This is a genomic window from Bradyrhizobium sp. UFLA06-06, from assembly GCF_054820065.1.
Window position 1 is genome coordinate 26,456 of sequence record NZ_JADFUD010000045.1, and the last position, 23,533, is coordinate 49,988.

Sequence of the window (23,533 nt, forward strand, 5' to 3'; positions counted from 1 at the left end):
TTGCGCAGCAAATCGGGTGAGGGGTTACGGTCTATCGAGAGGGCGAGAGCCCTCACCCGGATTGCACTGGACGATGCTTCGCATCGCCAGGCGCAATCCGACCTCTCCCCGACGGGGAGAGGTGGACCGAAATCGCGGCAAGCCGATTCGCTGCGGCTACTTCGGCAGGACGGCGTGGAACATCGACTTCATGCCAGAGAACATGTCGTCGGTCACCGACGTGCGCTCGTTCTTCTGCGCCGGCATGATCGCCTCGGCGCGCAGGTCGAGCGGGGCCTGCACCACCGGGACCGGAATGTCGGCCGGCGGCGTCAGCCGGTTGGAGTCCTGGCCGCCGGCGGCGTAGGGCGGACGCGGCTGCGAGGATTGATCGACATTGTCAGTGGACGGGCTCGACACCATGATCGGCGGCGGCAAAGGCCGGATCGCCGAGGCGGCTGCCGGACGCTGCGCCTCTGGCAGGCGCGCAAGATCGGTGCGCGCAGCGTCCTGGGAACGCGTAGCGTCCTGGGAACGCGCCGCCTCCTGCGGACGCTCCTTGCGCAGCCGCTCGATGGCGGCGCGCGCGAGGTCGTTGGCGTCGCGGCTTTCCTCGGGCGTCACCGCAGCCTCGACCGGTGCGGCTGGCGTCGCGGGCGCGGCCGGCTGCGGCGCAGCAGCGGGCGCGACCTTCGCGACGGCCTTCGGCGCCGCCGGGTGATGGCGGGTGTCGGCGGGGATGCTGGCGGTATCTGCCGGCGCATCAGGCTTCACATCGGCAGATTTGGGGTCGGCCGATTTCTCGGCGGGCTTCTCGGTGACGGTGGCCTTCTCGGACGCCGACCGCTCGATCAGCGTGCGCTCGGACATGCCCTTGGCCTTCACACCGGCTTCGGGGAGGCTGCTGACGACGGTGGCCGGCTTGGCGGCGGCTTTCGGATCTGCCTTGGGATCGACTGCGGCGGTCACCGCTGCGGCTGCCGGCGCCTCCGGCTTGGCCACGATGTAGTGATTAACGATGTACGCCCCGATGATGGTCGCTGCCACCGAGGGTAAGATGTCCATCACAAATTTCTTCAGGTAACTCAGCATGACCTGCCACTCCCCACCCCGGTATTACATGCTGGAACTTTGAGGCACATTCAGGGATCAACTGCGTCGGATCGGTGGCAAACCCCCGTTCCGACGTCACCTTTGGTGTCGCTTTGGTTTCAGCCGGAGGCGCCCCCTGCGCAGGCCGCATCCGCCTGCTAGATCATCGCGCAGCCGTTAACGGGTTATGAATTTCCACAGCCGCGCCGGCTCGGACCTGCCATTCGCCGGGTGCAGGGTTCCTTGCCGGATTCCTTGGAGGGTTCTTGCGCCGCATCAGGGCTTGAGTTCGACCTCGAGGAACACGATCTCGCTGGCGGTCTCGTTGAGCACGTCGTGCTGGACCCCTGCCTTGCGGAAATAGGATTTGCCGGCTCCGAGCTGCGCCTTCGAGCGCTCGCCGTTCGGCGCCACGATCGTCATCTCGCCGGCCGTGATCGGAACGATGACATAGTCCATCTCATGGGTGTGGTGGCCGGTGGCGCTGCCCGGCGCGAGCCGCCATTCGGTCACGCGGACCTCCGCGGTATCCACCTGCACATCCGATTTGGCGCTGAGCATCGTCATTCTCTCCATTTTTATTTGAGCGGATCATGCTCTACGGCACGAAAACCATGAACACGAACACGGCGAACACCACCATGTGAACGAGCCCGAACAGGATGTTGGTGCGGCCGGTTCCGAAGGTGAGCATGCTGACCATGAAGGTGAGCAGCAGGATCAGCATATGCTGGTTGCTGAGCCCGAGCACCAGCTGCTTGTCGAGCGCATAGGCGGCTACGGCGACCGCGGGAACCGTGAGCCCGATGGTGGCGATCGACGAGCCGAGCGCAAGGTTGATGCTCTTCTGCAGATCGTTCTTGCGCGCCGCCGACACTGCGGCAACGCTCTCCGGCAACAGGATCAGGGCCGCCACCACCAGGCCGGCAAAGGCCGGCGGCGCGCCGATCTTGACGGTGACGACATCGACCACCAGCGAGAATTTCTTCGCCAGCAGCACCACCGCCAGCAGCGAGATCAGCAGCAGCGCAACGCTGATCGCCGTCATGCGGTCCGACATCACCTCGCCATGCGCCGCCGCCTCATTGGCGCCGCTGACGAAATAATCGCGGTGACGGATGGTCTGGGTGTAGAGGAACACCGCATAGAGCAGCACGGTCACGACGCTGACGACGGCGAGCTGGGCCGTGGAAAACACCGGGCCCGGAGAGGCCAGCGTGAAATTGGGCATATCGAGCGTGATGGTCGCGAGCACGAACAGCACGCTGAGGTAAAGGTTGGCGCCGGTGATCTGGAAATCCTGCTCCTTGTAGCGCAAGCCGCCGATGAAGATGCAGAGCCCGACCAGGCCGTTGCAGACGATCATCACCACCGCAAACACCGTGTCGCGGGCCAGGGTCGGCGCCGGCGTGTCGCCCAGCATGATCGTCGAGATCAGCGCCACCTCGATGATCGTCACCGCGAGCGTCAGCAGCAATGTGCCGAACGGCTCGCCGATCCGCTCGGCGATCATCTCGGCATGGTGGACCGCCGCGAACACGGTGCCGAACAGAATGACCAGCAGCACCGCCGCAAACACCCAGCCCCCGGCCGATGGCGCGAAGCTGTAGCCGGTGGCCGTGACCGCGGCAAACAACAGCACCGCCAGAACGGGATACAGCCAGGCCGACCGCGGCATCGGTCCGTGTGCGCTCATCGTGGGGTCCCCTCACTTCGGTGGCGCGATTATGCGACAGACAATCGCCGCCGTCAGCCTCTTGCGGCGTCGATAAACCGCCGCGCCGTCGCCATCGCACCGAAATCATCGAGATTATCGTGCCCGCCACCGGGCAGTCGCACGAATTGCTTGGGCTCATGGGCGAGGCCGAACAGGCGCTCGCCGAAGCGAATCGGGATCACCGGATCGTCGGTGCCATGCATGATCAGCAGCGGCGCCTTGACCTGCGCGATGAGCCGGTCGGAGTGGAATTGATCGCGCATCAAGAGGCTGACCGGCACATACCAGAAATGCGCGCCGGCGACGTCGGCCGTCGACGTATACGGCGCCTCAAGGATCAGCTTGCCGAGCGGATGTTCGGCAGCGAGCGCAACCGCAACGCCCGTGCCGAGGGAGAATCCCCAGGCCACGATCTGCTCGGCGCGGTAGCGCGCGGTGGTGAAGGCGTAAGCCGCCGCGGCGTCCTGCAGCAGTCCCTGCTCGCTCGGAGACCCGCTCGACCCCGCGTAACCCCGAAAGGACAGCGCCACCAGCCCGGTGCCGTCGGCCGTGATGGCCTTGAAGCGCGCCACCCGTCCGGCAAGAAAATCGCCATTGCCGTGAAAGAACAGCACGACGGGCCGGCCCGGCTTCGCCGGCACGTGCCAGACGATGACCTTCTCGCCGTCGTCAGTGGTCAGGACATGCTCTTCCGCTTCGGGAAGCCCCGCGGCTGCCGGCGCGGTTCGCCCGACCGGCGGGATCGGAAACAGCAGTTCGCGCTGCTTGACGTACAGCACCACGAGCCCGCCGAGATAGATGACGAACGCGACGATCAGGAGCCATTTCAGGATTGCGAGTGCCAGTGCCATCAGCGGTGGCCGCGGCTATGTCTTGCCGCGGAGCTTGCGCAGCTTCTCGACATCCGCCTCGATGCTGTCGGGGACCGGCCGGCACGCGCACGCCGCCGCGTGCGCGACGTGCCACTTGATGCGTTGCTCGCGCGTCGCCCGGGGCGGCATGCGATGCGCTCGATGCCACTCCCGGTTCAGCGTCATCGCTACCGCCTTACATCGCCTTGACGATGTTCTCGGTGACCTTCTTGGCGTCGCCGAGCAACATCATGGTGTTGTCGCGGTAGAACAGCGGGTTGTCGATACCGGCGTAGCCCGAGGCGAGCGAGCGCTTGATGAACATCACGGTGCCCGCCTTCCATACCTGCAGCACCGGCATGCCGTAGATCGGCGAGGTCTTGTCCTCTTCCGCCGCCGGGTTGGTGACGTCGTTGGCGCCGATCACGAAGGCGATGTCCGCCTGGGCGAACTCCGAGTTGATGTCCTCGAGCTCGAACACCTCGTCATAGGGCACATTGGCCTCGGCCAGCAGCACGTTCATGTGGCCGGGCATGCGGCCCGCGACCGGGTGAATGGCGTATTTCACCTCGACGCCTTCCTTCTTCAGGATGTCGGCCATCTCGCGTAGCGCGTGCTGGGCCTGCGCCACCGCCATGCCGTAGCCGGGCACGATGATGACCTTGGAGGCGTTCTTCATGATGAAGGCGGCGTCATCCGCCGAGCCGAGCTTGGCGGGCTTCTGCTCGCCGCTGCCCCCGCCGGCCGCCGCGGTCTCGCCGCCGAAGCCGCCGAGGATCACCGAGATGAACGAGCGGTTCATCGCGTGGCACATGATGTAGGACAGGATCGCGCCGGAGGAGCCGACCAGCGCGCCGGTGATGATTAGTGCCGAATTGCCCAGCGTGAAGCCGATGCCCGCCGCGGCCCAGCCGGAGTACGAGTTCAGCATCGAGATAACGACCGGCATGTCGGCGCCGCCGATCGGGATGATCATCAGCACGCCGAGCGCCAGCGCGATGATGGTGATCAGCCAGAAGTCGAGCGCGCTGCCGCTCATCACGAGGCCGACGATGAAGAACACCAGCGCCAGCGCCAGCACGATGTTAATGACGTGACGGAACGGCAGGATGATCGGCGCGCCGCTCATCCGGGCCGACAGCTTCAGGAACGCGATCACCGAGCCGGTGAAGGTCAGCGCGCCGATCGCGACGCCGAGCGACATCTCGACCAGGCTCTGCGGATGGATGTTGCCGGGCGTGCCGATGTCGAACGCCTCGGGCGCATAGAACGCACCGGCGGCGACCAGCACCGCGGCCATGCCGACCAGCGAGTGGAATGCGGCGACGAGTTCGGGCATCGAGGTCATCGGCACCCGGCGCGCGATGACGGCGCCGATGCCGCCGCCGATCGCGACCGCGAGGATGACCAGCACCCAGGCCACGCCGTCGGCCGGCGGATGGCTCGCCAGCGTGGTGCCGACGGCGATCGCCATGCCGATCATGCCGAACATGTTGCCCTGGCGCGACGACGCCGGGCTCGACAGGCCGCGCAGCGACAGGATGAACAGCACCCCCGCCACGAGATACAACAGTGCAGAGAGATTGGCGCTCATCTCAGGTCCCCCAAAATCCTCATCACCCCGAGGTGATTGCCGCTCACTTGGCTTTCTTCTTGTACATCGCGAGCATGCGCTGGGTGACCAGGAAGCCGCCGAAGATGTTGACGCAGGCGAAGATCAGCGCGACGAAGCCGAAGCCGCGGGCCCAGCCCGAACCGCTCGAGACCATGCCGACGCCGACCGCGAGCAGCGCGCCGACCACGATCACCGAGGAGATCGCGTTGGTCACGCTCATCAGCGGCGTATGCAGCGCCGGGGTCACAGACCACACCACGAAATAGCCGACAAACACGGCGAGGACGAAAATCGACAGCCGGAACACGAACGGATCGACGGCCTGCGCGAGATGCTCCATGGCTTCTCTCCTTACTTCGGCTGGAAGTTGGGATGGATGACGGCGCCGTCCTTGGTCAGCGCGGTGGCCTTCACCAGCTCGTCGTCCCAATTGACCGCGAGCGCCTTGTTGGCCTTGTCGACCATCGTCTCGATGAACGAGAACAAATTGCGCGCGTAGAGCCCCGAGGCCGACGCCGCGACGCGGCCGGCGACATTGGTGTAGCCGACGATCTTGATGCCGTCGGTCTCGACCACCTCGCCGGGCCTGGCGCCCTCGACATTGCCGCCGCGCTCGACCGCGAGATCGACCAGCACCGAGCCGGGCTTCATCGATTTCACCATCTCGCCGGTGACGAGCTTCGGTGCCGGACGGCCCGGGATCAGCGCGGTCGTGATCACGATGTCCTGCTTCTTGATGTGCTCGGCGGTCAGCGCGGCCTGCTTGGCCTGGTACTCCTTGGACATTTCCTTGGCGTAGCCGCCGGCGGTCTGCGCGTTCTTGAATTCCTCGTCCTCGACGGCGAGGAATTTCGCGCCGAGCGATTCGACCTGTTCCTTGGTGGCCGGGCGCACGTCGGTCGCAGTGACGACGGCCCCGAGCCGCCGCGCGGTCGCGATCGCCTGCAGGCCGGCGACGCCGACGCCCATCACGAACACCTTCGCGGCCGGAACGGTGCCGGCGGCGGTCATCATCATCGGGAAGGCGCGGCCAAAGGCCTCGGCGCCCTCGATCACGGCGCGATAGCCGGCCAGATTGGCCTGCGAGGACAAGACGTCCATCACCTGCGCGCGGGTGATGCGCGGCATCAATTCCATCGCGAAGGCGGACACGCCGGCATCGGCCATCACCTTCAGCGCGGCCTCGTTGCCATAGGGATCCATGATCGCGATGACCAGCGCGCCGCGCTTGTATTTGGAGAGTTCGGAGGCTTCCGGCCGCTTCACCTTGATGATGATGTCGGCGTCCTTGAGCGCGTCCGCGCTGACGGTGGCGCCAACGGCGGTGAACTCCGAATCGGGAAGGCCCGACTTGATGCCCGCGCCCGGCTCGACCGCGACCTCAGCGCCGAGTGCCTTGAACTTCTTCACGGTATCGGGCGAGGCCGCAACCCGCGGCTCGGACGGATCAATTTCCTTGGCAACGGCAATCTTCATGGGCCCTCCGGCGGCGCGAGCGGCGCACGCGTCTTCAAACTAGCGTTATTTTCGCCAGATTTGGATACCCGGTTTTTACACATCCGGGTTCGACAGGAATTCCGGCACCGCCGCGGGACGGCGGCGCCGCTAGCCGATCTAAGGATCAGACCAGGAAATAGGCCATCAGGGCGAGAATAATGGCGACGCTGATGGTGCCCCATTTGACCAGCATGATAAACCCTTCATAGGTCTGCTCATGCGCCACGTAATCGTTGCCGTCGGCGGTCGTGTAGGCCACTTCGCTATGGTCTGCCATCGCTGTCCCCAGTCAGAAATTCGCGTTCCTCCGCGAGCCATTACCGCAAACGGGTAGGCAGGGCAACGGCACGGTCCCGATCAGGCGATTTGAAGCGCAAATCGTCCCCGATCCGGGCGGCCCGCCAACGGCCGCGTCCGGGCCGGATTGATCTCCCCAGCGCGGACGCCAAGGAAAGATCATGCCGTCCGGCGCAAAAACGCCGGCTTCAGGCCAGGGACAGCATGGCGGATGGGCCTCAGCCCATCGTTTCCAGCTCGTCGATCATGCCGGCGATGACGGACAGGCCGCCGTCCCAGAATTTGGGGTCCTTGGCATCGAGCCCGAACGGCCGCAGCAGCTCGGAGTAGTGCTTGGTGCCGCCGGCGGCGAGCATGTCGAGATAGCGCTCGGCAAACCCTTCGGACGCGTGCTCGTAGACCGCATAGAGCGAGTTCACGAGGCAATCGCCGAACGCATAGGCATAGACGTAGAACGGCGAGTGGATGAAGTGCGGAATGTACATCCAGAACGTCTCGTAGCCCGGCTTGATCTCGATCGCCGGCCCCAGGCTCTCGCCCTGCACGCTGAGCCAGATCTGACCGATCCGCTCGGCGGTGAGTTCGCCGTTCTTGCGCTCGGTATGGACCGCGCGCTCGAATGAATAGAACGCGATCTGCCGCACCACGGTATTGATCATGTCCTCGACCTTGCCCGCGAGCAGTGCCTGGCGCTGCTTGGCGTTCCTGGTCTGGGACAATAGCCGCTTGAAGGTCAGCATCTCGCCGAACACGCTTGCGGTTTCCGCCAGCGTCAGCGGCGTCGGCGCCATCAGCGCGCCGTTCTTCGCCGCCAGCACCTGATGGACGCCATGACCGAGCTCATGCGCCAGCGTCATCACGTCGCGCGGCTTGCCCTGATAGTTCATCAGCACATAGGGATGCGCCGACGGCGTGGTCGGATGCGAGAACGCGCCGGGCGCCTTGCCGGGACGGACCGGCGCATCGATCCAGCGATCGTCGAAGAAGCGCTCCGCGATCTCCGCCATCTTGGGCGAGAAGCCGCTATAGGCCGACAGCACCATGTTGCGTGCCTCGGGCCAGGCGATCGTGCCGGTCGCCGCGAACGGCAGCGGGGCGTTACGGTCCCAGTGCGGCAGCTTCTTCTTTTTGAACCAGCCGGCCTTCAGCGCGTAATAGCGGTGCGACAGCTTCGGATAGGCCGCGCGCACCGAGGCGACGAGCGCATCGACCACCTCGCGCTCGACGCGGTTGTTGAGATGGCGGGAGTCCGCGACATCCTGGAAGCCGCGCCAGCGGTCGGAGATTTCCTTGTCCTTGGCGAGCGTGTTGGTGATCAGCGCGAAGCTGCGCTCATTGTCCTTGAAGGTCTTGGCGAGCGCCTGCGCGGCAGCCTTGCGCTTGTCCCCCGCCTTGTCCTGCAGCAGGTTCAGCGTCGGCTCGATCGCGAGCTCCTTGCCGCCGACCTTGAAACGCAGGCCGGAGATGGTCTGGTCGAACAGCCGGTTCCAGGCCGCGTAGCCGCTTTGCGCCTTTTCGTGGAACAGCTGCTCGACGCGATCCTCGAGCTGGTACGGCTTGTCCTTGCGCAGATCCTCGATCCACGGCCGGTAATGGCCGAGTTCGGGTTCGGCCATCGCGCGCTCGATCACATCATCGTCGACGCGATTGAGCTCGAGCGAGAAGAACAACAGATGCACCGACGCGGCGGTCAGCCGCTCGGAGACGTCGCCGTAGAATTTCGAGATCGCGGGATCGACGCTGTCGCCGGCATGGACGAGGCCGGCGTAAGAGCCGAGACGGCCAGCCAGATCGTCGATCGCCTCATAGCGCCTGATCGCCTCGGCCAGCCACTTTCCGCCGCCCTCCTTGGCGGTATTTTCGGCAAGCTTGCCCTTGTAGTCGGTCTCAAACGCGACGCAATCTGCGTCCATTTTCTGCAAGTCGCGTGCGACTTCAGGCGCATCGATACCGGAGTAGAGATCTGCCAGATTCCATTCCGGAAGCTTGCCGGTCTTGCTGGCTGCCTTTTTCGCCGCCGGGCCGCCTGCGGACGATTTGCGTTGCGCGGCCGTCTTGCGCAACGCGGCTTCCTTGCGGAGAGCGGCCTTGCTGAGAGCAGACTTGCTGAGGGCAGACTTGTTGGGTGCAGTTCTGGAGCGCGAGGTCATCTTGTTCGTAACCTTAGTTCAGTCGGAAAGATGTCGGCGGCGGCGGAATGAATGCGGGTTTGCAACATTTAAGAGTGCGTTAATCGGCATCGGCGACATTGCCCCGATTCGAGACAAATAAACGTAGCGTGCGGGGAAAACCATGGCTGCCACCATTTTGATCGCCGATGACGACGCAGTACAGCGCCGTTTGGTTGAAAACATGGTGCAGAAGTGCGGCTATGAGCCCCTCGTCGTGGACAGTGGCGACGCGGCGATCGCGGCCCTGACCGCATCCGAGACGCAGGCGATTGACGCCATCGTGCTCGACCTCGTGATGCCGGGCCTCGACGGTCTTGGAGTCCTCGCAAAAATTCGTGAAGCTGGTTTGACCGTCCCGGTCATCGTGCAGACCGCGCATGGCGGCATCGATAATGTCGTGTCGGCGATGCGCGCCGGTGCCCAGGATTTCGTCGTCAAGCCGGTCGGCTTCGAGCGGCTGCAGGTTTCCCTGCGCAACGCCCTCAACGCCTCGGCGCTGAAGGGCGAATTGCAGCGGATCCGCCACAGCCGCGAGGGCCGGCTGACCTTCTCCGACATCATCACCCGCAGCGAGGCGATGGCCGGGGTGCTGCGCACCGCGCAAAAGGCCGCGTCCTCGACGATCCCGGTGCTGATCGAGGGCGAATCCGGCGTCGGCAAGGAACTGTTCGCGCGCGCCATTCACGGCAGCGGCGAGCGCAAGGCCAGGCCGTTCGTTGCGGTGAATTGCGGCGCGATCCCGGACAATCTCGTCGAATCGATCCTGTTCGGCCACGAGAAGGGCGCCTTCACCGGCGCCACCGAGCGCCATCAGGGCAAGTTCGTCGAAGCGCATGGCGGCACGCTGTTCCTCGACGAGGTCGGTGAATTGCCGCTGGCCACGCAGGTGAAACTGCTGCGCGCGCTGCAGGAAGGCACCGTCGAGGCGGTCGGCGGCCGCAAGCCGGTCAAGGTCGATGTTCGCATCATCTCGGCCACCAACCGCAAGCTGCTCGATCTCGTGAAAGGCGGCCAGTTCCGCGAGGACCTGTTCTATCGCCTGCACGTGCTGCCGCTGACCATTCCGGCGCTGCGACAGCGGCGCGAAGACATCCCGCATCTGCTGCGGCATTTCCTGGCGCGGTTCTGCGCCGAGGAAAACCGCAACATCACCGGCATCAGCGGCGAGGCGATGGCGCACCTCGCGCAGCTCGACTGGCCGGGCAACATCCGCCAGCTCGAGAACACAGTGTATCGCGCCGTGGTGATGAGCGACGGCGACCAGCTCGGGCTCGCCGATTTCCCGCAAGGAACGGCGCATCCCGTGCCGGAGGGCAAATCGCTGCAGGGTGAGCCGCTGGTGGTGTCGCCCTCCACGGCTCCGGCCATGATTTCCGGTAATGAAATACCGGTCGCTGTTTCCCTGCCCACCGTCGGCGGCCTTGCGATGCTCAATGCCGCGGGCGAGGTGCGCCCCTTAGAAGATCTCGAGAACGAGATCATCCGCTTCGCGATTTCGCATTACCGCGGACAGATGTCGGAGGTCGCGCGCCGCCTCAAGATCGGCCGTTCGACGCTCTACCGCAAGCTCGACGAAGCTGCGGCCGGCGCGCGCGCAAGCGACGCCACTTAGCCCTTGAGGCCGACAGGGCCACACCAGGGAACCTTTTGAACCGTGTCGTGGCGGTGACAGACAAAGGCTGTGCCGCGTGGCAAAAACGCACGGCCTGGAGTGAAATCAGCTGCTTCGAGGTCAGTTTGTCGTGAGTTGCCCCGCATGGCGCTGGCTGCATGAGAGGGGCAAATGTATCGTCTGCGTTCGTTGTGTGCAGGCGTGCGAGTCGATCGAGAGGCCGGCGCTTCGCGCAAGCTATGAAACCAAATTCTGAATTGAACTGTTCCAGTTTGACGAGGGGCAGTTTCACCCAGGGGGTGTGACGATGCGTGACTGTTCGAACAACCGTCGAGGATTTGACCGCGTATTGATGGCCGTCGCGGCAACCTTCCTCACGGTGTCCGCGACCTCGGCCCTCGCGCAGGACACGCCTCACTCCAGCGCATCGGAACTCGCGATCGACGCGGCGATCCCGCGCCCCGAACCGGCCAACGTGCCGCCCCCCACCGCAAGCGATTTCAAGGCCGACACCACCGCAGCGCTGCCCGATGCAGCCAAGCCGGCCGACGTGAAGCCCGCCGATGTGCAAGCCACCGAGGCCAAGCCTGCTGAGACCAAGCCGGTCGACGCCAGGCCGGCAGAGCCGAGCGCGACTGCAAAGGCGGTCGAGCCGAAGCCCGCCGATGTAGCGACCGCGCCGGCCACGAAGCCCGCCGATGCGCCGAAGACCGATACCGCGGTCGCGCCGCCGGCCCCCGCCCCTGCAACGGCCACCGCGCCGGCCGCAAGCCCCGCGCCCGCAACGGCCGCGGCGCCGGCCACAGCGCCTGCTCCCGCGACCGCCGCAGCTCCGGCGAGCGAACCGGCGAAGGCAGCGAGCAACGTTGCCGCCGAGGATCAGCCGGTTGCCGACAAGCTGCGCGAACTGCTCGCCAGCAAGTCGCTGCGCACCTTCGATCGCAAGAACGAGCGCGCGGCGGCCGAGAAATTCTACTCGGCGCGCGACTACGCACCGGTCTTCACCAAGGCCGGCAAGCTCACCGACGCCGGCAAGGGCGTCATTGCCCGCCTGAAGGACGCGGCCGCCGACGGCCTCGATGCATCAGACTATCCGGCGCCGGATTTCGCCGCGGCGACCTCGCCGGACGCGCTGGCCGACGCCGAGCTGAAGCTCGCGGCCGGCATGCTGGACTATGCCCGCCAAGCCCAGAGCGGCCGCATGCACTGGTCGCAGGTGTCGGGGGACATTCTCTATCCGGAGCACCCGATCGATCCGGCGGAAGTGTTCGCCAATGTGACCTCCGCCAAGGACGCCTCCGCCGCGCTCGACGGCTATAACCCGCAGCAGAAGCTCTACAAGGAGCTGAAGAAGAAGCTCGCCGAGCTGCGTGGCCAGGGCGACGGTCCGGTCATCACGATCGCTGACGGCCCGGCGCTGAAATATTTGCCGGCGCGCAAGAAGCAGGCCGCGGTCGAGATGGACGATCCGCGCGTGCCGGACCTGCGCAACAAGCTCGGCATCACCGAGGATGCCGACAGCACCAAGTATGACGCGACGGTCGCGCGGGCCGTGGAGAAATTCCAGAGCAGCGTCGACCTCAAGCCGACGGGCGTTCTCGACGAGCGCACGGTCAAGGCGCTGAACAATCCGAAGCGCGATCGGCAGATCGACACCGTGATCGTCAACATGGAGCGCTGGCGCTGGCTGCCGCGCCAGCTCGGCGCCGCCAGTGTCGGCAACGCCTATGTGATCCTCAACATCCCGGACTACACGCTGAGGGTGATGCAGAACGGCGCGCCGGTCTGGACCACCCGAGTCGTCACCGGCAAGCCCGGCCAGCATGCCACGCCGCTTTTGACCGAGACGATGAAGTACATCACGGTCAATCCGACCTGGAACGTGCCGCCGTCGATCATCTACAACGAGTATCTGCCGGCCCTGCAGCAGGATCCGACGGTGCTGCAGCGCATGGGCCTCAGGCTCGAGCGCAACCGCGACGGCTCGATCCACATCTCGCAGCCGCCGGGTGAAGCCAACGCACTCGGCCGCATCCGCTTCAACTTCCCGAACAAGTTCCTGGTCTATCAGCACGACACGCCGGACAAGTACCTGTTCGCGAAGGACGAGCGTGCTTTCAGCCACGGCTGCATGCGCGTGCAGAATCCCGATCAGTACGCCGCCGTCCTGCTCAACATCACCGAGCCGAACCAGCACTACACGCCGGAGCGGATCCGCAGCATGTACGGCTCGAGCGAGGTCGACCTGAAATTCCCGACGCCGATCCCGGTGAACATCACCTACCAGACCGCGTTTGTGGACGATGCTGGCAAGCTGCAATTCCGCAGGGACGTTTACGGCCGCGACGCCGCCATGCTGTCGCTGCTCAGGAACAGCCGCGGCAAGGATCTCGAGACGGTGGTGGCGCACGCCCAGCCGAGCTACTCGCGTCCGCCGAGCAGCAGCCTGCCCGCCGGCGTCAATGTCGCCGGCGACAACGGCTTTGGCTCCTCCGGACCAAACTTCTTCGAGCGCCTGTTCGGGGGATTCGGACAGCCGGAGCCGCAGCCGATCCGTCGTGGGCAGGCCCAGCAGCAGCGCCGGGTGATCACCCGCTAATCTGCATTTCCGCCCGATTGGGATAAATTTTGAAGCAAAATCAACGATCTCGCTCAAAAGGCGAGATCGTTTACGTTAACCATTTCGGGTCTCGGCTGGGGAGCAGGGCTATCTTTTGCCACAGTCGCCCAGTTAGTTAAGCCTAACTTGGGGGCGGGTCGGTAAACCTCGGTTAACCCTCCCGCTTTAAGAAAGCGTTCACCGTCTTCCGCAGGGGGTCTGCGAAAGATGCCGACCGAACGCTCGTCGACTGGGTGGGCTCATAGTGCTGGCTGTCTTCGCACGCCGCTGCAATCCGCTGTCGTTGCCTAAGGCCGGATACCAAGTCGGCCTGACTGCGCTATTGCTGTTGGCGGGCGCGGGATCGGTGCACGATGCCACCGCGCTGAACCAGACCCGCACCCTCTCCTTCCACCACACCCATTCCGGCGAAGACCTCACCGTCACCTTCAAGCGCGAGGGCCGCTACGACGAAGGCGCGCTGAAGCAACTCAACCACTTCCTGCGCGACTGGCGCTCCCAGGATGAAACGGTGATGGACCGTCACCTCTTCGACATCCTGTGGGACGTCTATAACGACGTCGGCGGCAAGCAGCCGATCCAGATCATCTCCGCCTATCGCGCCCCTGCCACCAACGCCATGCTCCGCCGCCGCTCCTCGGGCGTTGCGCGCCACAGCCAGCACATGCTGGGGCATGCGATGGACTTCTTCATCCCGGGCGTGCCGCTGGAGCAGATCCGCTACGCGGGCCTCCGCCTGCAGCGCGGCGGCGTCGGCTTCTATCCGACCTCGGGCTCGCCGTTCGTCCATCTCGACACCGGCAGCATTCGCCACTGGCCGCGCATGACCCGCGAGCAGCTGGTCAGGGTGTTCCCCGACGGCCGCACCGTCCATGTCCCGACCGACGGCACGCCGCTCAAGGGCTATGAGCTCGCCAAGGCCGACATCGAGCGCCGCGGCAATGGTGACGATGCCGCGACCATCGGCAAGCCGAGCCTGTTCGCGAAGCTGTTCGGTGGCGGCAAGCCGAGTGACGATGAAGACGAAGGCGCGGCCAGCGTGAACGACAAGCCCGCCGCCAACACCGTGGTGGCCGCCGCCGCGCCCGCCAAAGCCGCCGATCCGGTTCCGCTGCCGCGCGCCAAGCCGCAGTTCGCCGCCGCCATCCAGCTCGCCGCCGCCGACGCCCAGCTCGTCCCGATGCCGAAGGCGAAGCCCGCGGTGCAAATGGTGCAGGTGGCCGAGAACACCGCGCCGCAATCGCCTGCCGACATCATCAACGCCCGCGGCTTCTGGGGCGACGAGGGTGAGGCGCCGAAGCAGGCGTCGGCGGCGCAGATTGCCGCGCTGAAGGCCCGCGAGGCGGTCGGCGGTACCGATCCGCAGACCACTGCCAGCACGACAACCGAAAACTTCAACAAGGCGCTGGCCTATGCGCCGGCGGCGGCGTCACCGGTCGATCGCGCCAACATCGTCGCAGCGACCGCGCCGATCCCGCGCAACGTACGCCCGACGCGCAATGCCGCGGCTCCTAGCATCGAAATCAACACCGTCGTTGCCAAGGGCGCACCGAGCCAGGGCGTGATCACGACCTCCGCGCGGATCTCGGCTGCCAAGGGTAACGATATCTGGATGCGCGTGGTGATGCTGGCGCCGAGCGCCAGCAATGCCATGCTGACCACGGTGCTTGGCGACACCGACATGACGATGATGCGGGCTCATTTCGTGAAGCCGCAGGCCGCCGTCGTCATGACCTTCTCGGAAGATCCGATGATGGGCATGACCTGCGACCGCTTCTCGGGCTCGGCGACCGCCCTGCTGACGACCCAGTCCTTCGTGCTCCGCACCGCCTCGCTGCGCTGAGCCGCGCTTCTACCGACAAGATAGCTTTGCGCCGGTTCAGGCCGGCAGCCCTGCCTTGAGCAGGCCGGCCTCGTAGCGCGCCCGATCGGGCTCGCACTTGTAGCGCTGGGTTGTCAGGTGCGCGGCAACCGAGAAGGTCGGCTCGCGCTTCAGCACCTCGGCGGCGTGGGCGGAGGCCGCCACCGTGTTGCCCATCTGCGCGAAGGTCGCCGCGAGGAAGGCGTGATGGGTATGGTCGGGGCGCGTGATCCGCGAGAACGCCTCGGCGGCGTCAGCGTATTTCTCGGCGCAATAGCAGGCCCGGCCGAGATGGCTCCAGAAGCGCTCCGGATGGAACGGATTGAGGCGCATCGCCCGCTTGATCCAGTCGATGCCTTCCTCGGGCCGCCCGAGCCACGTCAGGAGCTCGCCCTGTTGCACGACGACGAGGTCGTAATTCGGGTTCAGCGCGAGCGCGCGCTCCTGGTGGAAGGCCGCCTTGTCGTGGTCGTCGCGGTTGAGGTTCAGCGCGGCGAGGATCCGGTGCACGTCGCTGTCATTGTCGTCGAGCTTGAGCGCGATCTCGAGCTCGGCAGCGACCTGCGCCATGGTCGCGTCGCGGTCGGTGCACCAGTTGTAGACCCAGGTCTGGCCGAGCACGCAGGCCCGCCAGGCGTGGGCATGGGCATAGTTCGGGTCGAGCACGATGGCCCGCTCGAGCAGGCGCTGCGCCTCCGCGTTGTCGTCCCGTGCCGAGCGATGATGCAGCACCTTGGCGGCGAGCACGCACTCATAGGCCGCCATATTGTCGGTCGGCTTGCGCTTGACGCGGTCATGCGCGGCAGCCTCGAGGCGCCCAGGCAGGGTCGCTACGATCGCGCGCGTCATCTCGTCCTGGATGGCGAAGATGTCGGCAAGCTCGCGGTCGTAGCGTTCGGCCCAGACGTGCCGGTCGGCCACGGCGTCGATCAGCTGCACCGTGACGCGGATCCGGCCGCCCGCCTTCCGCACGCTACCCTCCAGCACGTAGTCGACGGCGAATTCCTTCCCGACATCCTGCACCTTCACGGCCTTGCCCTTGTACACGAAGGTCGAGTTGCGCGAGATCACCAGCAGATCGTGGAAGCGCGACAGCTCGGTGATGATGTCCTCGGTAAGCCCGTCGGCGAAAAATTCCTGCTCGGGATCGCCGCTCATGTTGACGAGCGGCAGCACGGCGATGGAGGGCTTCTTGGCGACGACAGGGGCGGCCACCGCACTCGGGTGCTCCGGAACGGGCCTGGCACGGGCTTCGAGATGGACGCGGAAAACCCGGATCGGGCGCGCGATGTTCTTGACGGTCTGGTCGCCGAGATCCTCGAAGCTCAGATCTTCCAGGCGATCGCCGACCTGATCGCGGACCGCGCCGGAAATGCAGATGCCGCCGGGCTCGGCCAGCGTCTCCAGGCGGGACGCGACGTTGACGCCGTCGCCGAAGATATCGGCGCCGTCAACGATCACATCGCCAAGATTGATGCCGATGCGAAACTGCATCCAGCGCGCCGGCGTGACGTCGGCGTTGCGCTTCGCCATCCGGTTCTGGACCTCGGCCGCGCACAGCACCGCATCGACGACGCTGTGGAATTCGACCAGCAGGCCGTCGCCGGTGGTCTTGATGATGCGGCCGCGATTCTTGGCGATGGCCGGATCGATCAGCTCGATGCGATGGGTTTTGAGGCGCGCAAGGGTGCCCGTCTCGTCAGCCTCCATCAGGCGGCTATAGCCGACCATGTCGGCGGCGAGGACCGCAGCGAGCCGACGCTCTGGTCCTGGCACGTCCATCTGAACGATCTGCCCGGTTACCTCGCCGGCAGTGTAGCAAATCCCGGGATTTCACCCAAGCCTCGACAGGAGGCCCGCCAGCAGCTTTGACCTGAGCCTTTGGGGGCGTGCCTTGGAGGACGCCTTGGGGGCGCCTTGGCGAACGCCCGGCAGGAGCGGCCGCTGGGCCGCCTCAGAGCATCCCCAAAGCCTGCATGTAGGTTTCCAGGATGGTCTCCTGCTCCTGGCGCTCGTTCGGATCCTGCTTGCGCAGACGGATGATGGCGCGCAGCGCCTTGACGTCGAATCCGTTGCCCTTGCTTTCGGCATAGACGTCGCGAATGTCGTCCGAGATCGTCTTCTTCTCTTCTTCCAGCCGCTCGATGCGCTCGATGATGGACTTGAGCTGGTCCTTGGCAAATCGCGTTGCGGGCTCTTCCTTGACGGCGGCAGACGTGGTGGCCATCGCGCACTCCTGAACAGGTATCAAAATGTTACGCGAATACGCGCCTCGCGCACCGCTTGCTGCGGGCGACCCTCGATTTTGGCGCGCGTTCCGTCAAGGAAACATCGCGCTCATCCACAGCGCGCCCACAGGAGATGCGGACGGCCGCGGAACTGACGTCACACAGGCTGAGGTTCAATGCCCGCTTTGGGCCTTCTTCATCGCCGCGAGCTGCTCCGGCGTCGCGCTGCCCTGATGCTTCGCCTTCCATTCCTCATACGGCATGCCGTAGACCGCCTCACGGCTCTCGTCCTTGCTCACCGCAAGGCCCTTGGCGTCGGCCTCTTCCTTCATCCAGTTGGACAGGCAGTTGCGGCAGAAGCCGGCGAGGTTCATCAGGTCGATGTTTTGCACATCGGTGCGGTTGCGTAGGTGGCTGACGAGACGCCGGAAGACCGCGGCCTCGAGTTCCGTTCTGGTTTTGTCGTCAATGCTCATGATCGTGATCCCGTGTGTCGCGCTCACCATATTGATATCAGGTGGGAATTGTCACAGATTTTGCCATATCGGCGCGCAGAACGGACCTGTCCGGCCACTCCGGCCACGGTCCGGCAGCGTCGCAGACGGGCGCCCGCCCGTTGACAGTGCCGGCCGGGCACGCGAAATCGTCCATGATTTGATATAGCTTCGCTGCATGAGCCCAACAGATTCCCTCGCCTCAGCTCCCCGCAATATCCGCCTGATCCTGGTCGGCCTGCTGCCGGTGCTGGCGCTTGTCGCGGCCTGCCTGTGGACGAGTCCGGCGGCCGCCGATTTCCGGCTCTGCAACAACACCTCGAGCCGCGTCGGCATCGCGCTCGGCTACAAGGACGCCGAGGGCTGGACCACCGAGGGCTGGTGGAACGTGTCGTCGCGCACCTGCGAGACCTTGCTGCGCGGCAACCTTGTGGCGCGCTACTACTACATCTACGCTCTCGACTATGATCGCGGCGGCGAATGGTCCGGCCAGGCCTTCATGTGCTCGCGCGACAAGGAATTCACCATCAAGGGCACCGAAAATTGCCTGGCGCGCGGGTTTGACCGCACCGGCTTCTTCGAGGTCGACACCGGCGAGCAGCGTGCATGGACAGTCCAGCTGACCGAAGCCAACGAACAACAGCCGCAGAAAGTACCGGGAATGCCGGGCGGCGTGGGTCCAGGAAGTCCCGGGGCGATGCCGGGCCTGCCCAACCCGCCGCCGGGCGCAGCGCCTCCGGGCGCGTCTGGTCTGCCGCCAGCCGCACCACCCGGAAACAAACAATGAGACGACTGCGTCGCATCAAGATCCTCGCAACACTCGGCCCGGCCTCCTCAGACAGCGCGATGATCCGCAAGCTGTTCGAGGCGGGCGCCGACGTCTTCCGCATCAACATGAGCCATACCCCGCATGACAAGATGCGGGAGCTGGTCAAGACCATCCGCAATGTCGAATCGAGCTACGGCCGGCCGATCGGCATCCTGGTCGACCTGCAAGGGCCGAAGCTGCGGCTCGGCTCGTTCGCGGAGGGCTCGACCCAGCTCAAGAACGGCCAGAGCTTCATTCTGGATTCCGACAAGACGCCGGGCGACAACAGCCGCGTCCAGCTTCCGCATCCGGAGATCCTCGCCGCGCTCCGCCCGGGCCATGCTCTGTTGCTCGACGACGGCAAGGTGCGGCTGATCGCCGAGGAAACCTCGCCCGAGCGCGCGGTCACGCGCGTCGTGATCGGCGGCAAGATGTCGGACCGCAAGGGTGTCAGCCTGCCCGATACCGATCTGCCGGTGTCGGCGATGACCGCAAAGGACCGCGCCGACCTGGAAGCCGCGCTGCCGGAGGGGATCGACTGGGTCGCGCTGTCCTTCGTGCAGCGTGCCGAGGACGTGATCGAGGCCAAGAAGATGATCCGCGGCCGCGCCGCCGTGATGGCCAAGATCGAGAAGCCGCAGGCGATCGACCGCCTTGCCGACATCATCGAAGCGTCGGACGCGCTGATGGTGGCGCGCGGCGATCTCGGCGTCGAACTGCCGCTGGAACGGGTGCCGAGCCTGCAGAAGCAGATGATCCGGATGGCGCGCCGCGCCGGCAGGCCGGTGGTGGTCGCAACCCAGATGCTGGAATCGATGATCCAGGCGCCGGTGCCGACGCGCGCCGAAGTCTCCGACGTCGCCACCGCCGTCTACGAAGGCGCCGACGCCATCATGCTGTCGGCGGAATCCGCCGCCGGCAAATTCCCGGTGGAGGCGGTCTCGACCATGAACCGCATCGGCGAGGAAGTGGAGCGCGACCCGACCTATCGCAACGTGATCAACGCGCAGCGAGTCGATCCCGAAGCGACGGTGGGTGACGCCATTGCCGACGCTGCGCGGCAGATCGCCGAGACGCTCGACCTGTCGGCGATCATCTGCTGGACGTCATCAGGCTCGACCGCGATCCGGGTGGCGCGCGAGCGGCCCAAGGTGCCGGTGGTCGCGATCACGCCGAACCTCGTCACCGGCCGCAAGCTGTCGGTGGTGTGGGGGGTGCATTGCGTGGTCGCCGAGGACGCGCACGATCTCGACGACATGGTCGACCGCGCCGGCTCGATTGCGTTCCGCGACGGTTTTGCCAAGGCCGGCCAGCGCGTCATCATCGTCGCCGGCGTGCCGCTGCGCGCGCCCGGCACCACCAACATGCTGCGCATCGCCTCGGTCGGCCCGAGGGGCGACGCGCAGCTCTAGATTCTTGTTTGACGCGTTTTCTTCACGCGAACCGGTGCCCACTTCGCTCGAAAACGCGCTAGCCCGCCGCGCGGCGATCAACCCTGCAACGACGCGTCGAGCGTGATCTTGGTGTTGAGCAGCTTCGACACCGGACACCCGGCCTTCGCCTTGCCGGCCAGTTCCTGGAACGTCGCGTTGTCGGCGCCCGGGATCTTCGCCGACAGCGTCAAATGCACCGCGGTGATGGCGAAGCCGTCGGCGACCTTCTCCAGGGTCACATCGGCCTTGGTCTCCATATGCTCCGCCGTAAGCTTGGCTTCGCCCAGAATCAGCGACAGCGCCATCGTGAAGCAGGCGGCATGCGCCGCGCCGATCAGCTCCTCCGGGTTCGAACCCGGTTTGCCCTCGAAGCGGCTGGCGAAGCCGTAGGGGTAATCCGAAAGCGCGCCGCTCTTGGTCGAGATCGCGCCCTTGCCGTCCTTGATGCCGCCCTGCCATTTGGCCGAGCCATGGGTCGTCGTCATGCGTTGCTCCGTGAGGTTGGTTGAACCCAGCCCGCAAAACTACAACGCCATTGCGACAGAAGTGTTCTTCGCGCGTGTTGGCCTCAGGCGCCGACCAGCGCCTTCGCCGGGGTCGTTGCCTGCACCACCAGGCCACGCGCGCGTGCGTCCATCACGCCGACCGCGCGCAGCGCAAGCAGCGTCACGGTCTGCACCGCGTCACGCAGCTTGATCGGATCGTCGAGATTGGACGGCGCCAGCGGGCCGACCAGCGCCTCGTGCAGCGCGCCGAGCAAGGCGGTGGCGGCCAGCGCCGTGTCCTGCGCCGGCAGGTGGCCAGCGCGCACCGCGGCATCGATGCGCATGGCAAGCTCGCCGGAAATATCGCGGCGGCTGGCGAGGCGCGAGGCGGTGACGTCGACGTCGACCGGCTCGGCCAAAATGCCCCAGGCAAGCTTGCGTTGCGAGAGCACGTGGACGGCGATCGTCGTCACCGCAGCGGCGAGCGCCGATGACGGCCCTGGCGCGGCATCGGCGGCGCGCCGGATCGCGGTGAGCTCGTCGCGCGAGACTTCCGTGATCAGTTCCGAGATCAGCTCGGCCTTCGACGGGAAATAGCGGTAGACCGTTCCGGCCGCGACATTGGCCCGCACCGCGACGGGTGCGATCTGGACCGCCGCCATGCCGCCCGCCGCCGCCGCGTCCCGCGCAGCCGACAGGATGGCGCTGCGCCGTGCGGCCAGCCGTTTCACGACCTGATGAGTTCGCCGGTAAACCATGGCGTTCCGTCCCCCCGCCGTGCGCCCCGGCCGGCGCCCACCGGCAGAACACACGAGTCTTCAACGTTTTGAACGATTGATCCCGCAATCGTCTGAAGAAGTGAACAACTATTCAGACTGAATGACAAGCTGGAATTGTAAGGATTTTTTGCAACCTCTGGTACCACCTCTGATTGAGCCGGCGGCGCTCCGGCCCCTCCCGAACCGGATCAGGGCCGCGATGGTAAATCGCTGGCTAAGGCGATCGCTCGAAATCGAGACATCTGATCTTGCGCATGCGCGCGATATCGCTGCGGCATTTACCCGAATTTATCGGAAGCCGTGGTCGAGTGCGCGCTGGCGTCACGCGTGGCGTTGGCTCTGGATGCCCCGGCCGAAACAAGCAAGAAAGCGCATGTCACTCTCCATCACCAGCAGCGTGAGCAGCCGTAGCGCGGCACGAGGACTGGTGCCGCTGTGCGCCGCCGTGGGCGCCTATCTGTTTTATCTCTCGGCCGGCGAAATCCTGCTGCGTGATTCCGACACGATGTGGCAGATCAGGGTCGGACAGTGGATTCTCGAACACGGCGCGATGCCGACATCGGACGTGTTCTCGTTCACCCGTTTCGGCGAGCCCTGGATCTCGAGCTCGTGGCTGGCGCAGGTGGTGTACGCGCTCGTGTACGGCGGCGATTGGGCCGGACCGGTGATCCTGTCGTCGATGGCGATCGGCGCGACGGTCGCGATCTTCCTGCATCTGTTGAGCCCGTATTTCGATCCGGCGCGCGCGCTCCTGATCGCGGCGCTGGCGCTGCTGTTGTCGACGATCCACTTTCTGGCGCGGCCGCATGTACTGGGGCTGCCGGTGCTGCTGGCGTTCATCGGCGGCCTGCTCGTGGCCGCGGATCGCCGCACCTCACCGTCATGGTGGCTGCTGCCGCTGATGACGCTGTGGGCCAATCTGCATGGCGGCTTCGTTCTCGGCCTGGCGCTGATCGGACCGATCGGACTGGAGGCGGTGTGGAACGCGGAGCCCGGCCGCCGCCGTCAGCTTGTCGTGCGATGGGGCCTGTTCGGGCTCGCCGCGCTGGCCGCGAGTTGCCTGACGCCCTATGGCTGGAATAGCCTGCTCGGCGCGACCAAGATCCTCAGCCTCGGCAAATTGCTGACGCTGATCGGGGAATGGAAGCCGGCGGATTTCAGCAAGCCCAGCTTCTTCGAAGCCACGCTGCTCGGTCTGATCGGCCTGATCTGCTATCGCAGGCTGACGCTGTCGGTGCCGCGGATCCTGCTGCTGCTCGGGCTGATCTGGATGGCGCTGAGCCATGTCCGCAACATCGAGGTGTTCGCGTTCATCGCTCCGCTGGTGCTCGCCAAGCCGATCGCCGAGCAATGGGGAACGACAGGCGCCACCGCCGCCCGCTTCGGAGAAACGCGCTCATTCCCGCTCGTCACGATCCTGGCTGTGATCGCGATGGTGATCGGCGCCTGGGTGACGACGGCGATGTTCGTCGCGCAGCATCAGTTCAAGTTCCTGCCGATGTTCTCGCCCGTTGCCGCGGTCGATGTGCTGCAGCAGCACAAGGCGCAGCGCGTGTTCAGCACCGCGCCGTTTGGCGGCTACATGGTGAGCCGAGACATGAAAGTGTTCATAGACGGCCGCGCCGAGCTCTATGGCGAGCAATTCGTGCTCGACTATTACGATGCGCTCGATGCCCGCGACGTCGGCCAGCTGCTGGGCCTGCTCGACAAGTACCGGATCGATGCCACGCTGCTGAGCTCGGACTCTCCCGCCGGCAACGCGCTGGATCATCTGAAGGGCTGGAAGCGGCTGTACAAGGACGACATTGCCGTCATCCATGTGCGGTCGGACAATGCCAAGGCCGGCGCGGCGGCGGCGGCCGAGGGGGCGAAGTAGCGTACGCTATTGCTTCCTCAAGCGTCGCGCGCTGCTTGTCCCGTCATCCTGAGGTGCGAGCGGAGCGAGCCTCGAAGGATGCACGGCCGCATTGTGGCCGATTCATCCTTCGAGACGC

Annotated in this window: 21 protein-coding genes; 6 read left to right on the forward strand and 15 right to left on the reverse strand. The window is 65.6% G+C overall.

The features are described from left to right. Nucleotides 1-156 precede the first annotated feature (156 nt). The 10 genes from IF803_RS29975 to IF803_RS30020 form a co-directional block, all read right to left on the reverse strand. Nucleotides 157-1,071 (reverse strand): hypothetical protein, encoded by a 915-nt coding sequence (locus IF803_RS29975; RefSeq protein ID WP_461194539.1) that lies wholly within the window; start codon nt 1,069-1,071, stop codon nt 157-159. 276 nt (nt 1,072-1,347) lie between these two features. Then, complete coding sequence (locus IF803_RS29980; RefSeq protein ID WP_028340624.1) at nt 1,348-1,632, reverse strand: cupin domain-containing protein; 285 nt, start codon at nt 1,630-1,632, stop codon at nt 1,348-1,350. A gap of 37 nt (nt 1,633-1,669) precedes the next feature. Beyond that, the gene (locus IF803_RS29985; protein WP_028340625.1) at nt 1,670-2,767 is read right to left on the reverse strand and encodes a calcium:cation antiporter; all 1,098 of its coding nucleotides are present in this window, start codon (nt 2,765-2,767) and stop codon (nt 1,670-1,672) included. A 53-nt stretch (nt 2,768-2,820) separates the two neighbouring features. Then, complete coding sequence (locus IF803_RS29990; RefSeq protein ID WP_461194540.1) at nt 2,821-3,639, reverse strand: alpha/beta hydrolase; 819 nt, start codon at nt 3,637-3,639, stop codon at nt 2,821-2,823. Nucleotides 3,640-3,654: 15 nt separating this feature from the next. Then, on the reverse strand, nt 3,655-3,825 hold the full coding sequence (locus tag IF803_RS29995) for a hypothetical protein (protein ID WP_461194541.1): 171 nt from the start codon (nt 3,823-3,825) through the stop codon (nt 3,655-3,657). A 10-nt stretch (nt 3,826-3,835) separates the two neighbouring features. Next, entirely contained in the window at nt 3,836-5,233 is a 1,398-nt protein-coding gene (locus tag IF803_RS30000) for an NAD(P)(+) transhydrogenase (Re/Si-specific) subunit beta (RefSeq protein WP_018268744.1), read from the reverse strand. Between the two features lie 43 nt (nt 5,234-5,276). Next, the gene (locus tag IF803_RS30005) at nt 5,277-5,594 is read right to left on the reverse strand and encodes a proton-translocating transhydrogenase family protein (RefSeq protein WP_016841609.1); all 318 of its coding nucleotides are present in this window, start codon (nt 5,592-5,594) and stop codon (nt 5,277-5,279) included. A gap of 11 nt (nt 5,595-5,605) precedes the next feature. Next, the gene (locus IF803_RS30010; protein WP_304497216.1) at nt 5,606-6,730 is read right to left on the reverse strand and encodes a Re/Si-specific NAD(P)(+) transhydrogenase subunit alpha; all 1,125 of its coding nucleotides are present in this window, start codon (nt 6,728-6,730) and stop codon (nt 5,606-5,608) included. A 145-nt stretch (nt 6,731-6,875) separates the two neighbouring features. Then, nucleotides 6,876-7,028 (reverse strand): aa3-type cytochrome c oxidase subunit IV, encoded by a 153-nt coding sequence (locus tag IF803_RS30015; RefSeq protein ID WP_016841611.1) that lies wholly within the window; start codon nt 7,026-7,028, stop codon nt 6,876-6,878. Between the two features lie 238 nt (nt 7,029-7,266). Beyond that, nucleotides 7,267-9,198: a M3 family oligoendopeptidase gene (locus IF803_RS30020; RefSeq protein WP_461194543.1), complete on the reverse strand. Its 1,932-nt coding sequence runs from the start codon at nt 9,196-9,198 to the stop codon at nt 7,267-7,269. Nucleotides 9,199-9,340: 142 nt separating this feature from the next. On the opposite strand from IF803_RS30020, the gene IF803_RS30025 reads away from it, so the two are divergent. The 3 genes from IF803_RS30025 (at nt 9,341) to IF803_RS30035 (ending at nt 15,294) form a co-directional block, all read left to right on the forward strand. Beyond that, complete coding sequence (locus tag IF803_RS30025) at nt 9,341-10,831, forward strand: sigma-54-dependent transcriptional regulator (protein ID WP_461194544.1); 1,491 nt, start codon at nt 9,341-9,343, stop codon at nt 10,829-10,831. Nucleotides 10,832-11,138: 307 nt separating this feature from the next. Next, entirely contained in the window at nt 11,139-13,430 is a 2,292-nt protein-coding gene (locus tag IF803_RS30030) for a L,D-transpeptidase family protein (RefSeq protein WP_461194546.1), read from the forward strand. Between the two features lie 265 nt (nt 13,431-13,695). After that, nucleotides 13,696-15,294, forward strand: coding sequence for a DUF882 domain-containing protein (locus tag IF803_RS30035; protein ID WP_461194547.1), 1,599 nt, complete (start codon nt 13,696-13,698; stop codon nt 15,292-15,294). A 36-nt stretch (nt 15,295-15,330) separates the two neighbouring features. Here IF803_RS30035 and IF803_RS30040 read toward each other — a convergent pair whose 3' ends face one another. The 3 genes from IF803_RS30040 to IF803_RS30050 form a co-directional block, all read right to left on the reverse strand. After that, nucleotides 15,331-17,094, reverse strand: coding sequence for an adenylate/guanylate cyclase domain-containing protein (locus IF803_RS30040; RefSeq protein WP_304497221.1), 1,764 nt, complete (start codon nt 17,092-17,094; stop codon nt 15,331-15,333). Between the two features lie 172 nt (nt 17,095-17,266). Beyond that, nucleotides 17,267-17,539 carry a DUF2312 domain-containing protein gene (locus tag IF803_RS30045; RefSeq protein ID WP_016841616.1) on the reverse strand — a complete coding sequence of 91 codons (273 nt, stop codon included), beginning with the start codon at nt 17,537-17,539 and terminating at the stop codon, nt 17,267-17,269. A gap of 174 nt (nt 17,540-17,713) precedes the next feature. Further along, nucleotides 17,714-18,016 (reverse strand): DUF1244 domain-containing protein, encoded by a 303-nt coding sequence (locus IF803_RS30050; protein WP_026191804.1) that lies wholly within the window; start codon nt 18,014-18,016, stop codon nt 17,714-17,716. A 196-nt stretch (nt 18,017-18,212) separates the two neighbouring features. Here IF803_RS30050 and IF803_RS30055 point away from each other — a divergent pair, with 196 nt between their 5' ends. Beyond that, nucleotides 18,213-18,821, forward strand: a complete 609-nt coding sequence (locus IF803_RS30055; RefSeq protein ID WP_035631531.1) for a DUF1036 domain-containing protein — start codon at nt 18,213-18,215, stop codon at nt 18,819-18,821. After that, nucleotides 18,818-20,254, forward strand: coding sequence for a pyruvate kinase (gene pyk / locus IF803_RS30060; RefSeq protein WP_028340635.1), 1,437 nt, complete (start codon nt 18,818-18,820; stop codon nt 20,252-20,254). The genes IF803_RS30055 and pyk overlap by 4 nt, the downstream gene beginning before the upstream one ends. Nucleotides 20,255-20,331: 77 nt before the next feature. Here the strand turns inward: pyk and IF803_RS30065 are convergent, their stop codons facing one another. Both IF803_RS30065 and IF803_RS30070 read right to left on the reverse strand, forming a co-directional pair. Then, nucleotides 20,332-20,760, reverse strand: a complete 429-nt coding sequence (locus IF803_RS30065; protein WP_016841620.1) for an OsmC family protein — start codon at nt 20,758-20,760, stop codon at nt 20,332-20,334. A gap of 83 nt (nt 20,761-20,843) precedes the next feature. Beyond that, nucleotides 20,844-21,518, reverse strand: coding sequence for a TetR/AcrR family transcriptional regulator (locus IF803_RS30070; protein ID WP_069280141.1), 675 nt, complete (start codon nt 21,516-21,518; stop codon nt 20,844-20,846). A 394-nt stretch (nt 21,519-21,912) separates the two neighbouring features. Here IF803_RS30070 and IF803_RS30075 point away from each other — a divergent pair, with 394 nt between their 5' ends. Next, nucleotides 21,913-23,415, forward strand: a complete 1,503-nt coding sequence (locus IF803_RS30075) for a hypothetical protein (protein ID WP_461194548.1) — start codon at nt 21,913-21,915, stop codon at nt 23,413-23,415. The last annotated feature ends 118 nt before the right edge of the window (nt 23,416-23,533 follow it).